Origin of the sequence: Pseudomonas sp. UMAB-08 (genome assembly GCF_900095225.1) — a bacterium.
Lineage (GTDB): Bacteria > Pseudomonadota > Gammaproteobacteria > Pseudomonadales > Pseudomonadaceae > Aquipseudomonas.
The window spans coordinates 122,106-138,774 of sequence record NZ_LT607418.1 but is presented as its reverse complement, the minus strand read 5'-3'; the positions used below and the strand labels follow the sequence as shown (position 1 = coordinate 138,774).

Here is a 16,669-nt window from a genome sequence, read left to right as displayed (position 1 = left end):
TTCTACCTGATCACCGTATACACCCCAACGTTCGGAAGAACGGTGCTGCACTTGAGCACCACTGATAGCCTGGTGGTGACGTTGTTTGTGGGCCTCACCAATTTCATTTGGTTGCCCATCGGCGGTGCGATTTCAGATCGAATCGGCCGTCGTCCACTGCTATTGGCGATCTCGCTGCTGTGTATTTTCACAGCGTATCCGGCCATGCATTGGCTTGCTGAGGCCCCCAGTTTTGAGCGATTGTTGGTGGTTTTGCTGTACTTTTCGTTCTTCTTCGGCATGTACAACGGTGCAATGGTCGCGGCGTTGACCGAAGTCATGCCACAGAATGTACGGGTGGTGGGTTTCTCTTTGGCCTTCAGCCTGGCGACCGCAATTTTTGGTGGGTTTACCCCGGCGATATCGACCTTTCTGGTGCAGTCAACCGGGGACAAGGCGTCTCCGGCATATTGGTTGATGTTCGCAGCGTTGTGCGGGTTCTCGGCAACGATGGTCTTGTATCGACAACGTAATAGGTCAGTGGCTGATTTGGTTCAAGCCGCTGACTAGCAAAACGCATTGAACGAACAAAACTTCCCTGCCTAAAGACGTTTTGAATACCAAGTGACACGTCCTGGCCTTCGTTCTTCGCCGATTGTGCTGGCGCTGATGCGATTTTGACCTAGGCTGCCGGAATTCATTGACCCATCCGAATACTCAGCAAACGATGTCTTTGCGGGATTTCGGAGGCCGCATATAGGTCAGTAAAAATCAGCAGCCTGGGTCAAAATCGCATCAGCGCCAATAGTGGTGGTGGACTAGGTCAGGTGTTGCACTCAGTTTTTGCGACCGCCCCCCAAGGTTGACGCCTATACCCGTCCACCCGTTCGCTTATCCGTTATTTTCCTTCTACATTAAAGAGGTGCACACGGAGCCAGCAGCGAATGAAATCTTTGAAGTATTATGAAAAAAATCGACACGCCACATGGTTAGAGTTGTTTTTTGACCTGATTTTTGTTGTTGCAATTGGCAAGGTTACGCATACTCTCGGACATCTTCATCACGGCCATTTTGAACAGGAGCAATTATGGACATTTTTACTGCTTTTTGTTCCATTATGGTGGATCTGGTCCAGCCACACGATTTACTCAAATAGGTTTGATACAGACAGTAACCTTCACCGCTTGGCAACATTATTTTTAATGTTGCTGCTCATTGTGCTGTCTGCACGGATTGGGGAAGAATTGGAAGTAAACTATGCGCTTGTTATTGCCTGCTATTTTGGTATACGTGCCATCATCAGTATTATGTACATTTCGTCCATAAATAAATTCGATCACCGTAGCGAATTCTCCTCCAGGCTTGGCTTCGCCCTGTTAGTTAGCGCAGTTGTTAGTCTTTCATCCATTCTTTTTGACCCACCTATGCGTTACCTTGTCGCTTACATTGGGATTTTTCTTGACATTCTGCTCCCTTTATTTTCTTGGGGTAAGCTAAAGCCATTGCCCGCACATACAGAACACTTGGTTGAACGACTAGGTTTACTCACCCTCATCTTATTGGGCGAGTCGGTAATTAGCCTTTCTGGAGGGTTATCTGACATTCAATGGGATCGTTATAATGTGATGGCGGCAATCACCGGATTTATCATGATTTGCAGTATCTGGTGGATCTATTTTGATAGCTTTTACCTACTGAGCAAAAATGAAAGTAGTATGAGTGGACACTCCTTAATCTACTCGCACCTTTTTCTATTTATGGGGCTAGCACTTCTCGCAAATTTGATCAGGCATGCGATCTTGAATGACATTGCGATGTGCGATTTCCAGATTACGTCAATCATCGGCATGGCCTTATTTTTCTTAGGCAAGCAATATGGCTACTTCATAGCGGTACCTAAAATAAGGAAATACATACTACAAAACACCTTGATCGTGTTTTCTCTAGGTGGGTTGGTTATATTCCTATCCCGTATTGAGTACATATTGGTCGGCCTGACAGCAATCATGATCTGTTATGTTTTACTAAACTTCAGGTATCGTTGAATCTTTAAAGTTAGGCCATATCACGGGTGGATCAGCTATCCGCGCACATCAACACATCCCTACCAACCAAAGCGGGTGGTCGCCTGGAAAGCATGGGGGCAAACACCGCGCGGCGTGGGGCCCGCGCCAAGCGGCAAAAACCTAATCAAAGAAGGCCAGGGTGCGAACTTCGATACTCTCGCGCGGCGGGGCTCCCGGCGGCGTGTTGGGATCTTTGAAGGCGGTATGGGGCGTGAAGCGGGCACGGCCGTCGTGACGTGAGTCATACCCCTTGATCAGCAAGACTTCGTCACGGCGCATGTCCGGAAAATAGTACCAGCGCTGTTGCGGATTGTAGGCCAGGTGGTAGATCTCACCGATGACCAAGTCGGTGGCCAGCAGGTCATTGGAGTCGAGCGTCGAGGCGTCCAGCACGGCCAGCGGTGAGCGCTTGACGGGCCCGCTCATCGGGCGCCAGAGGTTAATCTGGGCCACCGACACCTGTGCGCCGGCCTGATCCTGACCCAGCACGTCGCGAATACGCTCAGGCCCCGAGCGGTCGGTGTAGTCATTATGCACACGGCTGGCTGGACCGCGAATATCCCGCCGCTCGGCGTCGCTGCGCTTGGTGTGGTCGAAGATGACGACCCGGCTCGCGCCCGTCAACTCCTTGATCAAGGCCTTGACCTCGTCATAGTAGATGCTTTCCACTGAGGTATCGTCGTAGAGATCGTCGACCACCGTATCCCGCCGATGGAGTTCAAACCCCTGCTTGTCCAGAGAAAGGCTGTCTGCCAACGGACGACCGTTGTGTATCGTGACCTCGCGCTCCTCCTGCTCAGCAAAGTAGTGCGGTTCACTGTTACCGGTCAGAGCCTCGGTATGCACATAGGGCTTCGCATCGTGCTTGACCAGGTAGGTAAGTGTCGTGATGACGCTAGCGGGCGTATCAGTTGTGAGCTTCAAGTAACACCTCCCAGTCTGCTGACCGCTTCAGGCGTGGTGTCACCATGGCGGATCTATAACTTGTACCTAGACACCTTCCCGCTCAATCGTATGCCTTCGAATGGACACTATCAAATTTAGCCCGAGGTGCATGGCACCCGACTGGTAAAAAAGGACCACTGTTACCTCGGCATCGACGACCAGCTTGACCATGACTGGCGCGTCGCACTCCGGGTCTGCGCCGATCATGAGCATCCGATATCCCGGCCCGCCCTTTACAATCGTTTGTCTACTATGACGGGTTCGGACGTTGGTTGAATCAAACTTCCCGCACCACTATCTAGAGAAGCGGAATGCTATAACTCACAAAAACACGATTCTGATCTACGTTACGAGATGCTTCGCTGTTGGATTTGCCGTTACGCCAGCCGAACCCGACGCCTTTGAGCGCTCCGGATTGAAGGACGTAGTCCAGACTAATGTCTCTTTCCCATTCCTTTTGGTTGTTGCCTGACGTAGTTTTAATATTATCACCGGAGAGGTACATGACAGAGCCTTTCAGGCCAGGGACACCCAGAGCGGCGAAGTCGTAAGCATACTGACCGAAAGCTGTGCGCTCGCCTGCGCGGGTGAAAGTTTGGATAAGGCGGTCTGTATACAGGTACAGGCTTGCTCCACCGGCGCCCTTGTCTGTCAGGCTACCCTGACTGAGTTGAGTGAAGTTGCTGCCATCCGACACACTTTGGTACCCCGCAGTAATCGCGTGGCCACCCAGTGTATAAATCAACGCGGCACTCCAGGTGCGGTTGTCGATCTCTCCACTACCGTCTTTGGTGTAGCCACTAATTCTGTAGCCTGACGTACCGGAGCTATTGGCACCAGACGAGTCAGTTTTGAAGTAGCGCAGGTCGGTTTTGAGGGACTGATTGTCGGAGAGGGCAAGGGTGTGAATTAATCCCAAAAAATGCTGCGTATAGTAGTTATCAAGGCTGGCGTAGTAATACTGAGTTGTCAGATCCTTGGTGATGTTCCAATCGCCCCCGGCGAAGTCAAACTGATTGCTTTCCCGCGTACCACCGGCAACGGCCAACCCCGTCTGATCGCTCGAACCACGTCCTGTTGCATGTTCGATCCGACCTCCAGTCAAGGTCAGCCCCTTGAACTCGCTCGAGGTGATTTGACCGCCCTCGAAGGTTTGTGGAAGCACGCGCCCATCGTTGGCGACCAGAATTGGGAGTTTGGGAATCAAAGTGCCGTAGCGAAGTTCAGTTTTCGACATTTTGACTTTTACGGTCAGCCCCAGCCGGCTCCACTCGTCGACGGCACGGTTGTCACTGTCAGAAGGCATCATGCTGCTACCGACATGCCGTCCTTTGCCGCTGTCTAGGTTAACCCCCAGCAACCCCAGGCCATTGACACCAAAGCCAACCATTCCATCGGTATAGCCCGATTTGAAGTCCAGCATGAAACCCTGCGCCCATTCTTCGGTTTTGGAAGGTGCGGCAACGCCATCGCGGTTGTCGTTATTGAAGTAGAAGTTTCTCATTCCCAAGGTGGCTTTGCTATCACTCAGGAAGTCAGCATGCACCTGGGCACTCAGGGTGATACTAAGAAATACCGAACTTGCAGTTATTGTTTTTCCACTCATTTATATAGCGCTCCATTTGTTATTTTGAAGTAATAGAAGCAACGCAAAATTTTCCAGGTGCGCGTTTTTATTATTCGTAACATCATGCTAAACACGAGAAATCGACGATACCTAGCCCCTCCTGCATCAAGTTAATATTGTTAATGCAAGTTCCAAAGTCGCTCATCGCACCTGTTTCTGTTATGCAGCGCGATAGCGTTAGAGCCGATTGTGTGAGAAAGGCGCAGGGAGTGCCTTGCCTGGGGAAATGGAGTTCTGCGTTGGGGTCTGAAAATTTATCTTATCGTCCGAATTTCAGGACTGGGGCCGGACACAATTGTCGCCCGAGTATCTAAAGGCTCAGCGGGCTGACCTGACGACTGTCCTAAATAGCAACCCGCGGCGCGCCGATCACGACGCCCAAGGCCCAGACTGCGGTGTAATCATCTGCGACAGGTACCGAGACGGACGACGAACATGGCGGTTCCCCGCAATGCCGCCTACGCTTGTTGGATGGTCCCCGTGCTTTTGCTCAGGCGATGTATCGGGTTGGAACGATCTGATTTATTTTGACCGTCCGCTCAATGCCAATCCGGACCTGCCCGCGCGTATCGCCAGTAACTGGCCCCTCACTCCGGTCGACCCGACCAGCATGTACGGCGCAACGGGCAAAGATTGCACCCACTACCCCACCTGTCGTTCCCAGGCGACCGATGCCGCAGCACCTCTGGAAACAGGGGCGCTGTTCACGTTCTCCCATTGAGGAAGATGAGTATGTATCGGCCGAGCACGATTCCTTATCAGGAGCATCGAGGGTTCAGCCGAACCTTCACTCCGGGTCATTTGAGCCTGGGATTGTTCTTTCCTTTGGAGGCCTTCGATGGGGACATGCCGAACATGCTCAACCAGGTCGCATTGGCCAAACGAGCAGAGGCGCTGGGCTTCTGCGCGCTCTGGTTTCGCGATGTGCCTCTTCGGGACCCTAATTTCGGTGATGTCGGCCAAGTCTTCGACCCCTGGGTTTACCTGGGCTATATGGCCGCTCATACGTCGGAGATAGCGCTTGGCACCGCATCCATTGCCATCCCGTTACACCATCCTCTGCACACGGCCAAGGCATCAGCCAGCGTCGATCAGTTGAGCGCAGGTCGCTTGATTCTGGGTGTAGCTTCCGGCGATCGCCCAGTGGAGTTTTCGGCTTTTGGCGTCGATCCCGAAAGGCGCGGAGACATCTTTCGAGAGCACTACGAAGTGATTCGCCAAGCCCACAGCACCAGCTTTGAGCCCATTCGCTGGAGCGGTGGTGAGATGCAGGGTGCAGACCTCATTCCGAAACCCACAACCCAAGTCATTCCAATGTTCGTGACCGGCAATAGCCGCCAGTCACTGGATTGGATCGCGCGCGAAAGCGTCGGATGAATCAACTATCCACGCCCACCGAACATGCAGCGACTGATCGTGGAAGATTGGCGGCTGGAGGTCATGAAGCAATGTGGTTCAGTCTATAAGCCCTTCACTCAGTCGCTTTACATCGACCTCGATGAGAACCCGTCCACGCCGCCCACTCGCATTCATTTGGGGTTCAAACTTGGACACTACCAACTCCGGTTTTTGCTGGAGTCGCTTGAGGAAATCGGAGTGGACCACGTTATCCTGAATCTCAAATACGGAAAGCGCCCTGCTGCGCAAGTCATTGAGGAGCTGGGGACTCACATCGTTCCGCAATTCGGAGTACAGCCGCGTCCTGAAGCGAATTGATCCGCCGGCCGCCTCCACGCCGGCCGAGGTGGTGCGGTGCAACTGGTTGAATCATCAGGCCGATACCTGCTCAAGGAATATCAGTTGCAACGGCTCTTCGAGCAGGTCATCTGCCGTGGCGGCAAAGCGCTGAAAGTAAGGCATCGAAAAATGCGCATCCAGCGCCGTCTGATCCCTGAAAGCCTCGCGCATGTAGAACGTGTCCTGCTCGTCGCGCAGCTTGAACAACACATAATCGAGATTGCCCGGCTCTGCTCGGGTCGGCTCTACCAGCGCCAGCAGTTCTTGTTTCAATGCCAGTTCTTTGCCTGCCTTGGCCTTGAGCACGGCAATCGATACCAACACGTTACTGGACGAGTTCATCGTCAACGCTCCAACATTAAAAAAATGGCAAGTGATGCCGCAGGCGGTTCAGCGGGCCCGCAAGCGACCCGCCTGAAGTGAAATCAGAAACCTTCGAGAACGATCTTGCCCCGGGCCTTGCCGCTCTCGACTAGCGCATGGGCACGACGCATGTTTGCCGCATTGATCGCACCGAAGTGCTCGCCCACAGTGGTTTGCAGAACACCTTGGTCAATCAGAGCGCTGACCCGATTGAGCAGGTGATGCTGGTTGATCATGTCCGGGGTTTCGTACAGCGAGCGGGTGAACATCAGCTCCCAATGCAACGACAGCGACTTGCGCTTGAGCGGCATCACGTCGAGGCTGTCGGGATCGTCAATCACACCCAGACGCCCTTGCGGCTTGAGAACGTCGATCAGTTGTGCAAAGTGCTGTTCGGTGTGAGTCAGGCTGGCGACATAGTCGATCTCCGGCACGCCGAGCGCTTGCAACTGTGCGAGCAGTGGCTGGCTATGATCAATCACGTGATGCGCGCCCAACTGCCGCACCCAATCAGCGGTTTCCTGGCGTGAGGCAGTTCCGATGACGGTAAGGCGGGTCAACTGTCGGGCCAGTTGCACCAGCATCGAACCGACGCCCCCAGCCGCTCCGGTGATCAACAGGTACTTGCCCTCCCCCGAACCCTCGACGACACCGAGCCGGTCAAACAACAATTCCCATGCAGTGATCGAGGTCAACGGCAACGCTGCCGCATCGGCGGCACTCAATGACCGAGGCTTGTGCCCGACGATCCGCTCATCGACCAGATGGAATTCGCTGTAACTGCCGGTGCGGGCAATCGAGCCGGCATAGAACACTTCATCGCCCGGCTGAAACAGCGTCACTTCAGAGCCGATCTCGCGGACAATGCCTGTGGCATCCCAGCCGAGGATTTTCGGTTCTTTTGTGAAAGTTCCGGCGCGCACCTTGGTATCGACGGGATTCACTGACACCGCGCGAACTTCGACCAGCAGATCCCGTGGACCAGGCGTAGGCACCGGGAGGCTGATGTCGATCAATGCGTGTGGATTGTCGATGGGCAAAGCATGTTCGGTAAAGGTGATGGCTTTCATGGACACTCGCTGTCTGAAGGGTGATGCACTCGTTCGCAGCCATCTTCGACTTCCCAAGTACAAAGAAAAACAAGCAGAATGCGCCAACACTTTCATTGCAGGAGTGAAAATGATCCGCATCGATGATCTTGGTTTATTCATCCGCAGCGCCGCGCTGGGCAGTTTCACCGCAGCGGCGCTGGAGGCTGATCAATTGCCTGGTCAGGTCGCCGCTGCCATCAAACGTCTGGAGCGCGAGCTGGACGTACGCCTGTTCGCCCGCACCACTCGCAGCCTGCGATTGACTGCCGAGGGCGAGCAATATCTGCCCACCGCCCACTCAGTACTTGAGACCCTGAAGCAAGGCAGGGAAAACATGCGTGGTGAGAACGCCACGCTGCAGGGCGTACTGCAAGTGACAGCGCCGTCCGATCTGGGGCGCAACATACTGCTGCCGTGGCTGACGCTGTTCCGCCGTCAGCATCCGCAATTGACGTTGCGTTTTTTCCTGTCGGACCAGATGGCCAATCTTTTTCGCGACCCGGTGGACGTGGCGATTCGATACGGTCCGAATGAAGACGCCAACTACGTGGCACTGCCGCTTGCACCGTGGAACCAGCGGGTGCTGGTTGCCTCGCCGGAGTATGTGCAACGCTGCGGTTCTCCCCAAACGCCGGATGACTTGAGCAAGCATCACTGCCTGCTCTATCTGCAAAATGGCCGGGTCTACGACAAGTGGAACCTGGGCGGGCAAACCGTGCAGGTTTCGGGGCCACTGTTCAGCGATGACGCCGATGTCGTGCGACGCTGGTCGTTGGACGGTGAAGGTATCGCCTACAAATCCTGGCTGGATGTCAGTGCCGATATCGCCGCTGAGCGCCTGCTTGTGCTGCTACCGGATTATCCTGGCGAAGCTTCGCCGTTGAGTCTGGTGTGCCCGCATCGCAAGCAGATCAGCCCTGCGGTTTCTCAGCTTTATACGTGGTTGAGTGGTCAGTTTTCTGCGCTGGAGCGCCGTGAACCGAATGACTGCGATTGATGCTCACTGAGCATCCCGCGCTTCTTCGTTTGGCGGATCAATGCGCTCGATGTTCCCCAGTACCAGTGCTCGTCCGGCAAACAGGCCGCCCGATGTTTCCAAGGCAAAACGTTCGGCATCACGTTTGCGCACTTCGTCGATCACCGCGTCGGCTTCGCGCTCCGACGCCCCCAGAGTCACCACCGCCTGACGGCCGAGCAGCAGGGCCGACTCAAAGGTTTCACGCACGATATAGTCGGCGTCGTGTTTGACCAGTTCCAGCGCATGTTCGCGGTCAAAAGCGCGCACCAGCAATTTCACTTGCGGGCAGTAGTGCCGCGTACTTTCGACAATGCGTGTCGCGGCTTTTTTATCGTCCACACAAACAATGATGGCGCGGGCGTGATGGGCGCCAGCTGCGTGCAATATTTCATGGCGGGCGCCGTCGCCGTAATAGACCTTGAAGCCATAGGCTTCCGTGGCGCGGATGACCTCCGGATTTATATCAATTATGGAAAGATTCGCTCCCTGGGCGAGCGGCGCCTGGCAGGCAATCTGACCCACACGGCCAAAACCGATGATGAGTACGTTGCCGTGCAGATTGTGTGCGGCTTCCACACCGTCCATAGAAACGGGCTGTACGCGAGCAAACCGTTTGTACAGCAATAAAGTCACCGGCGTAATGGCCATGGAGAGCACCACAATAGCCGTCATGTTGGCGTTGACTTCAGGACTGATGACCCGGAGTTTGAGCGCTTCGGCAAACAGCACAAAAGCAAATTCACCACCCTGCGCCATAATCACGGCGCGATCCAGCGCGTCGTCATGGCCGCTTTTCGCGAGGCGCGCGACCCCATAAATACACAGCGCCTTGACCACCATCAGCGCCAGCACAGCAGAGGTGATAAGCATCCAATTCCTGGCCATCACTTGCAGATCTAACGTCATGCCGACGCCGAGGAAAAACAGCCCCAGCAGCAGGCCGCGAAACGGCTCTATTTCGGCCTCCAACTGGTGGCGGAATGTGGACTCCGACAGCAGCACACCGGCAACGAAAGCACCCATCGCCATTGAAATGCCGCCGAGTTCCATCAGCAGCGCTGCTCCCAACACAACCAGCAGCGCAGCGGCAGTCATGACCTCGCGCGCTTTGGCTTGGGCCAATACCCGAAACAGGGGATTGAGCAGCCACAATCCGATGGCCACCAATGCGCCCAAGGACAGGGCTGCGATACCTATGTGTTGCCAAAGGGGTGACGTGGGCTCATGTACCAACTCAGTGGGCGCCAGAAATGCCACCACTGCCAGTAAAGGCGCTATCAACAGGTCTTCAAACAGAATAATGGACACTATGTGCTGCCCCCTCGGCTCGGTGATATCACCGCGTTCCGAGAGGACTTGCATAACGATGGCCGTGGATGTGAGTACAAAACCCGCCGCGCTCACAAATGACACCTGCCAAGGGAAACCGAAGGCCCTGCCGACAAAAGTGAGCAGAACAGCACAGACCACCACCTGCAGGCTGCCCAGGCCAAAGATCTGCCTGCGCAGCTACCATAGGTGCGAGGGTTTCGTCTCCGAAACATCACCACACCCAACTCGGCCACCTCAATGATGGTGTGGGGGTTATTGATCAGTTGCAGTCCGAAGGGGCCAATTATCAGCCCTGCCGCCAGGTAACCGACCACTGGCCGAGCCCGATGCGTTTGAGCAGCGGCACTACCACCACGGCGGCGGCAAGCAAAGTGACGACAGCAAATAATTGTCCTGCATTGCCTTCAACGGCCATAGCATTGACCCTCATCCCTCATCCCTCATCCCACATCAGGACCGGTAATGCGTCCACGGCCAGGCGTGTTGAGCAGAGCTTTCAGTCTGAAGCGCTCAGTTCCGCAAATTCTTCTGGACCAAGCACAAGATCCGGAGCGTTCACCAGGAACTCTCCAGGGTAGGAGTGGCACCTGAAGTGTAGTTCAGGACACCGGCATCGTTTGAAAGGGTGACCAAAGATTCAGCAGCTTCTGCCTGTCCGTACCGTAAAGGGCCTCCTAACAATCCTTTCATTTATACCGAGCGCGCAGGCATGGCTTGAATCTTGGGTAATGCACTTTGCCCACGATATTCAGCTTAAATACAAGTGTTTTAAGGGGTCATCCACCAATCCATCTGATATGGTAAATCTTCGATCACCTGAGCCTTTTTCGTCAACCAACAGTCTATAAAGTGCATGCCCGATGCTCTTTCAAATAACAAAAAGCAGCCAACTAGTTTTGGCTCTTGGGCACACTGACGCGCTCAAGAATTTAGACCATCCCAGGATCAACAATAGAACCCTATTTATCAGAAATAAATGGGACAAATAGCTATTCACTTGATTTGGAGATGGCCGCTGTGCGAAAGCTTGGCTTGGGCTTCCTGGTAACTGGCGTTTTTTGGCAACTATCAGCACTGCTATGGACCTACACGTCCACAGGACCAATTTGTCAAAATAACGTCGACAATTCATACATCCAACAAAAAGTGACAACGTTCGAAAAACTACTCGATGACACCGCTAATAAAGTTGTGACAGAGCTCAGTACAAAACATTCCGGCGGGCTCGTGCCCTTTGAGAAAAACAGATCCAACATACCAGATTCAACCGAGGCTGACGCCGTACAGTTTCTGGTCGAAAAGCCGGACGAAACACCAGAACTTACGCTGCCTTCATTGCCCACACAGGCACACAAATGGACAATTATTCTAAGCGGTCTGATTGCTTTTACCGGCCTGCTCTTGGCAGTCTTCGCCCGCAAAAAAACCATTGATCCGCAATGGCACGTCTTTCGCACCGTGCCAGGCTCGTTAATCAACCAGGAACGCCCGTGTTTGACGTGCGGCGGCTTCATTTCCCACGCTGCAAAAGCCTCTTCAGCCACGCCTTCATCCGGCCTGTGGGTGATCGAAATTGCGTTGAACACACCCAGCCGTCATCGCACCACAAAAGCCATTAAGCAGCTGGAGTTACCGGTAGCGCGTAAAGAAAACAACTTTGTCGTCATCGGCCCGTATAAACAAAAGCAGGACGCGGCTCGAGTCGTGAAAGAGTTGAGTGAAAGTCATGGCGTTAGAGGATGGGTGATGGCGGGAAATTGACATAGTCCGATTTAGCGCTGGGCCGACTTCGAACAACCAGCTACTTATTGTATGCCACAAGAGAGCATTCATGATCGCAAAAGAACTTAGAGCCGAACTCGCCCTGAAGAAATTCCTGGACGCCAACTTATGGATCCAACTTGAACTCAGCGAACTGAACTACAGCCTCGCTGAAAACTGCGGGCTCTCGCCAGAAGAATATCGCCTTAAATTTCTGAAAGAAGCATTTGAAGCAGAAGCAGAAGCGGACGCTCACGAATGCGATTGCTGGGACTTCATCCTACAGTGGGTAGCCGAAACCAAGGAAGAACTTGAGTTGATGCGAGAAGAACGCATGAAAGAGATTTATGACTTTCTGGATAATTAATAGACCCTACAATTTTCGCAGCCTATAAAAGCCGCCAGCTTCAAAATAAAAGACTAACTTCATTGACGGGAGTATTGCCCAATACCCCCGCCCTCCTCTCGGTTCAAACCGTCGCATAACAATCCACTACACGCCGATATTGGCTGGGTGAAGCTCCGATGTGCTGACGGAAGAACCGTGTGAAATGACCTTGCTCGGAGAACCCGAGATTCTCCGATAACAGGCCCAACGTTCCACTGCGCTCACGCTCAAGCCAGGCAAAAGCCCGGCGCATGCGAGCGTCGTTAAGCAACAGGGTCGGCGTCATGCCGGTATCTTTCTTGAACAGCGCAAAGAAGTGCGCCCGCGACAGACCACAAGCCCGCGCGGCATTGTCGATCGGGTTCGGATCATCGAGGTGCTCAAGCAACCAGGCGGTGCCACGGCGCACGCGCGCGTCCCGGAACTCAGCTGAGTTCGGCGCACCCAGTAGCGACAAATGCCGCCAGCTGGAAAAGTCCTCGATCAGTGCGATCAGGAAGTCGAACAGCATGAATTCCATGCGCTCTTTCGGCACGATCCCGCAGCCATGCGCTTCGGCGACCAGGATGTCAGCCAAGGTGCGATTACGACTCGACAGCTCGATGCACGGCTGGGCAAAAAAGTCCGGCCGACCGCTGAGCGCCAGCGACTGCTGGGCAGTGGCCAGCCAAGCGGGCTCTATGTAGAGAGCGAGGATAAGGGTGGCACCGGCACCCGGCTGCGGATCGTAGAAATGCGGCTCCCAGGCGTTGACGAGCACCGCCGTACGATCGCTAAGCGGAACCCGCCGACCGTTGACATTAAAGTAAGTGTCCTCGCCGGACACTTTGACCAGTACATGGCATTCGGAATGGGTATGGGTGACCAGCGAACGATCCATATTCAGCAAGGCGACCCGGCCAAACCTGCCGTGGAAAACCCGTTGGGCAATCGACATCAGATTCCTCCGCTCGCTTGAAGCGATATCGTTATCGGCCTCAATGCATATCATCGGGGCGTCTATCTATTTCTCAAGTCCGGCGATCGCTCTATGGTTCAGCAACACTTGGCTGGCCACTATCGCGCGCGAATGATTGAGCGTCTACCTCGACTTTCGCAGCCCCCACACTCGTCGGAAAAACCACCTTACAAGGCATGGCGCTCTTTCCCGTGATAAACGCGCAGGATATCGGCCACAACCGCCAGAGCGATTTCCGCCGGGGCCTTGCTACCCAGATCGAGGCCGATGGGCATGTGCAAACGGGCAATCTGTTCATCTGTCAGACCACCGATGCGTTTGAGCCGCTCGGTGCGTTTGGCCGAGGTTGCCTGGGACCCCATGGCACCGATGTAAAACGCCGGGGTGTGGACCGCTTCCATTAGCGCCAGATCATCGATTCGCGGATCGTGAGTCAGCGCCACCACCGCGGTCGCCGCGTGGCAACCTCCGGCGGCAATGAACATCGAGGGCAGCACGCGTTGCATCTCCACGCCTTCGAGCTGGACATGCAGCATCTCTTCCCGGGGGTCGCAGGCGATGACTTCGCAGCCGATGGCGCGGGCGAAACTGGCGCAGACTTCCGCGACCGGCGACAGCCCGGCCAGAATCAGTCGCAACGCCGGACCAACGCTGATGCGCACTGTCTCGTCGACGACTTGCACCCGCTCGCTGCCGTGTCCGGTGTCTGCGTCCAGGCGCAAGGCACCGCTGCTCAGCTCGACATGACGCTGCAGACGACGTTGACCCAGCAACGCCGCTTGCAGACTCTCCAGGTGTACGATCCATTCGAGACTGGCAGCGCGGTGCTCGACCAGCACGATCAGCACGCCACCACAGGGCAATCGCAGACGGTGGCGTTGCTCGACGCTGTCGCCATAACTGACGATCTGCGCCGGTTCGCGTAATTCACCACGCGTCAGGCTTTCGAGAAACTCCTCTTCGACGCAGCCACCCGACAGCGAGCCGACGTGTTCCCCCGCACCATTGGTCACCAGCATCGCACCCGGCGCACGCGGCGCCGAGCCATAGGTGGAGAGCACCGTGCACAGCCACTGGGCCTGCCCGGCGCGTGCCCATTGCAGTGCCTGGTCGATCACCTGAACATCGAGATGACGCATGTTTTCTGTACCTCAAGCAAAGCGTGGTGCTGCATGCAGGGTTACGTTTACGGTAACCTGCGAGCAACCTTGTTCAATCGTTGATTCAACATGTCGCCACAACAATTTTTGCAACTGGGGCCGCTGCGCCTGGAATATCGCCAAATCCCTGCGGCTGACCCATCGCGACCGACGCTTGTGCTGCTGCACGAAGGCCTCGGCAGCGCCGACCAATGGAAAGACTTCCCCCAGCGCCTGGCCCAGGCCAGTGGTTACGGTGTGGTCACTTACAGCCGTCAGGGTTATGGACAATCGAGCCCGGTAACCCTGCCGCGTCCGCTGAATTACCTGAGCAGCGACGGGCCTCGTGAACTGCGGCAATTGCTCGATACCTTGCAACTGCCGCAGGTGGTCTTGCTTGGTCACAGTGACGGCGCATCCATCGTCCTTGCCTATGCCGCCGCCAACGATCCACGCGTGTTGGCCAGCATTGCACTGGCGCCTCACGTGATTGTCGAGACCGAGAGCCTCGATGGCATTCGCCATACCACTGAGGTCTGGCATCAGGGCGAATTGCGCGAACGCCTGGCACGCCACCACGGGACCAATGTCGACGGCGCTTTTCACGGTTGGAGCGACAGTTGGTTGCACCCAGACTTTTCCTTGGATGATCTCGAAGCGCAGTTGGCTTACATCGAAAAGCCGCTGCTGGTTATTCAGGGTCGCGAAGACCACTACGCCACGCCCGAGCAACTGGTGGTCATCCAGCGACAGGTACCTGGACCGTGCCGCTGCGTGTTGCTGGATGACTGTCGGCACTTTCCACAAACCGAAGCGACCGAGCGGACCTTGCAGCTGATCTGCGAATTCCTGGAGCGCCTCCCCACCTTTATTTAAAGTTGCCTTGGGTTTCTGGAATCACCACGCTGCCGATCAGGTAGATCACCGACAGACCGACAGCGAAAATCGCCAGTACCATGGGGATCTGCGCCGGGCTACTGCTGACCAGGGACACAAAGGTCGGCATGGTGCCGCCGAGGGCGAAACCGATGTTCCAGGACAACCCGGTGCCACTGGCTCGCAGCTCGGTGGCAAAGCGTTCGTTGAGGAAGATCAGAATCGGCGCGATGATCGCCCCGCCCATGAAGGCGATGCCCACGCAATACAGCGCAGTGCGGGTCAGCGAACCCGCCTCGGCGACACCAAGGAACATCATCGGCAGGCTCACCAGGTTGATCACACCCAGCAGCAGGAAAGTCTTCTTGCGACCGATCAGGTCACTCAGGTAACCGAAGGCCAGTGCTCCGACAATGGTTGCCACCGACCCGTACATGAGCAGTTGCGAAGTCTGCGTATGGGGCACTTTGGCGACCACGTTGAGCAATGTCGGCAGATAACCGCAGGCCAGGTAATACGTGGCACCGCCTCCGAACGTAATCAGCAGATTGACCAGCATCACGGCGCGGTACTCACGACCAAACAGACGCTTGAGTGGCGACACGACCACTACCGCCGGCCCCTTGGTTTTGCGCGCTTGTTGCAGTTGCTGCCAGACCGGGGTTTCTTCCAGATAACGGAACATCACCAGACCGAAAAACGTGCTGAGCAGGCCGCAGAAGAACATGCAGCGCCAGCCCCAGACGTCAAATTCATCCCTGGGAAAGATCTGCGACAACACCAGATAAGTGACTGACGCCAACAGCGCGCCCATGCCGGCACCGGCGCCACCGATCAACCCGGACATCAAGCCGCGATAGCGCGGTGAGATGGATTCTGTGCCAATGGTGTGAGTCGAGGCGACAATGCCGCCAACGAAAACGCCCTGAATCACCCGCAATACCAAAAACAGTATCGGGGCCAACACCCCGACCTGGTGAATGGTCGGCAACGCGCCAAACAGTGCCGTGGAAATACCGACGCCGACCATCGACACCATCAACGCACGCTTGCGGCCGTGTTTGTCGGCATACGCACCGAAAATCGCCGAGCCCAGCGGACGTACCAGCAAGGCCACGGCGAACGAGGCATATACCGCGGCCAGCGACAGTGTCGGGGTGTCCGAGGGGAAGAACATGCGGCCGATGATTGGGGCCACGTAGAGCAGAATGAACAGGTCGAACAAATCCAGCGCCCAGCCAAATGTCGAGGCAAATGCCGCGAGCAAGGCTTTGCCCGGTGGAATCTGCGGTGTATCAATAGCGTCGCTGGTGGGTGATGCAGTTATTGTTGTTGTCGTAGTCATGGTTGCCTCACACAAGCGGTGAATCAAAAGGGGCGACAGACCCT

13 protein-coding genes and 3 pseudogenes are annotated in these 16,669 nt (G+C 55.4%); 8 read left to right on the top strand and 8 right to left on the bottom strand.

The features are described from left to right. Nucleotides 1-549, top strand: a 549-nt coding sequence (locus K0F75_RS25700) for an MFS transporter (RefSeq protein ID WP_257604305.1), incomplete at its 5' end; no start/stop codon positions are given. A gap of 374 nt (nucleotides 550-923) precedes the next feature. Then, nucleotides 924-2,024: a low temperature requirement protein A gene (locus K0F75_RS10475; RefSeq protein ID WP_219061794.1), complete on the top strand. Its 1,101-nt coding sequence runs from the start codon at nucleotides 924-926 to the stop codon at nucleotides 2,022-2,024. Nucleotides 2,025-2,165: 141 nt separating this feature from the next. Here K0F75_RS10475 and K0F75_RS10470 read toward each other — a convergent pair whose 3' ends face one another. Both K0F75_RS10470 and K0F75_RS10465 read right to left on the bottom strand, forming a co-directional pair. Further along, entirely contained in the window at nucleotides 2,166-2,969 is an 804-nt protein-coding gene (locus K0F75_RS10470; protein WP_219061793.1) for a CmcJ/NvfI family oxidoreductase, read from the bottom strand. A gap of 319 nt (nucleotides 2,970-3,288) precedes the next feature. Continuing rightward, complete coding sequence (locus K0F75_RS10465; RefSeq protein ID WP_219061792.1) at nucleotides 3,289-4,596, bottom strand: OprD family porin; 1,308 nt, start codon at nucleotides 4,594-4,596, stop codon at nucleotides 3,289-3,291. A gap of 523 nt (nucleotides 4,597-5,119) precedes the next feature. Between K0F75_RS10465 and K0F75_RS25695 the strand changes: the two are divergent. Both K0F75_RS25695 and K0F75_RS10455 read left to right on the top strand, forming a co-directional pair. Then, nucleotides 5,120-5,278, top strand: a pseudogene (locus tag K0F75_RS25695) (alkene reductase); the annotation flags it as partial. A gap of 71 nt (nucleotides 5,279-5,349) precedes the next feature. Beyond that, a pseudogene (locus tag K0F75_RS10455) lies at nucleotides 5,350-6,333 on the top strand (LLM class oxidoreductase). Between the two features lie 54 nt (nucleotides 6,334-6,387). Here the strand turns inward: K0F75_RS10455 and K0F75_RS10450 are convergent. Together K0F75_RS10450 and K0F75_RS10445 are read right to left on the bottom strand one after the other, a co-directional pair. Beyond that, on the bottom strand, nucleotides 6,388-6,696 hold the full coding sequence (locus tag K0F75_RS10450; protein WP_008155402.1) for a putative quinol monooxygenase: 309 nt from the start codon (nucleotides 6,694-6,696) through the stop codon (nucleotides 6,388-6,390). A gap of 83 nt (nucleotides 6,697-6,779) precedes the next feature. Beyond that, the gene (locus tag K0F75_RS10445; RefSeq protein ID WP_116579514.1) at nucleotides 6,780-7,787 is read right to left on the bottom strand and encodes a zinc-binding alcohol dehydrogenase family protein; all 1,008 of its coding nucleotides are present in this window, start codon (nucleotides 7,785-7,787) and stop codon (nucleotides 6,780-6,782) included. Between the two features lie 109 nt (nucleotides 7,788-7,896). On the opposite strand from K0F75_RS10445, the gene K0F75_RS10440 reads away from it, so the two are divergent. Beyond that, nucleotides 7,897-8,805: a LysR family transcriptional regulator gene (locus tag K0F75_RS10440; protein ID WP_219061790.1), complete on the top strand. Its 909-nt coding sequence runs from the start codon at nucleotides 7,897-7,899 to the stop codon at nucleotides 8,803-8,805. A 3-nt stretch (nucleotides 8,806-8,808) separates the two neighbouring features. Here the strand turns inward: K0F75_RS10440 and K0F75_RS10435 are convergent. Continuing rightward, nucleotides 8,809-10,573: pseudogene (locus K0F75_RS10435) on the bottom strand (monovalent cation:proton antiporter-2 (CPA2) family protein). A gap of 593 nt (nucleotides 10,574-11,166) precedes the next feature. Between K0F75_RS10435 and K0F75_RS10430 the strand changes: the two are divergent. Together K0F75_RS10430 and K0F75_RS10425 are read left to right on the top strand one after the other, a co-directional pair. Continuing rightward, nucleotides 11,167-11,919 (top strand): SPOR domain-containing protein, encoded by a 753-nt coding sequence (locus tag K0F75_RS10430; protein WP_257604304.1) that lies wholly within the window; start codon nucleotides 11,167-11,169, stop codon nucleotides 11,917-11,919. Between the two features lie 70 nt (nucleotides 11,920-11,989). Next, entirely contained in the window at nucleotides 11,990-12,286 is a 297-nt protein-coding gene (locus tag K0F75_RS10425; protein WP_219061789.1) for a DUF6388 family protein, read from the top strand. A gap of 103 nt (nucleotides 12,287-12,389) precedes the next feature. On the opposite strand, the gene K0F75_RS10420 is transcribed toward K0F75_RS10425, so the two are convergent. Together K0F75_RS10420 and K0F75_RS10415 are read right to left on the bottom strand one after the other, a co-directional pair. Beyond that, nucleotides 12,390-13,244, bottom strand: coding sequence for an AraC family transcriptional regulator (locus K0F75_RS10420; RefSeq protein WP_219061788.1), 855 nt, complete (start codon nucleotides 13,242-13,244; stop codon nucleotides 12,390-12,392). Between the two features lie 188 nt (nucleotides 13,245-13,432). Continuing rightward, on the bottom strand, nucleotides 13,433-14,404 hold the full coding sequence (locus K0F75_RS10415) for an XdhC family protein (protein ID WP_219061787.1): 972 nt from the start codon (nucleotides 14,402-14,404) through the stop codon (nucleotides 13,433-13,435). A 90-nt stretch (nucleotides 14,405-14,494) separates the two neighbouring features. Here K0F75_RS10415 and K0F75_RS10410 point away from each other — a divergent pair, with 90 nt between their 5' ends. Then, entirely contained in the window at nucleotides 14,495-15,280 is a 786-nt protein-coding gene (locus tag K0F75_RS10410; protein ID WP_219061786.1) for an alpha/beta fold hydrolase, read from the top strand. On the opposite strand, the gene K0F75_RS10405 is transcribed toward K0F75_RS10410, so the two are convergent. Then, a complete protein-coding gene (locus K0F75_RS10405) occupies nucleotides 15,273-16,625 on the bottom strand; it encodes an MFS transporter (RefSeq protein ID WP_219061785.1) in 1,353 nt (450 codons plus the stop codon). The two genes, K0F75_RS10410 and K0F75_RS10405, sit on opposite strands and share 8 nt — an antisense overlap. Nucleotides 16,626-16,669: the final 44 nt, after the last annotated feature.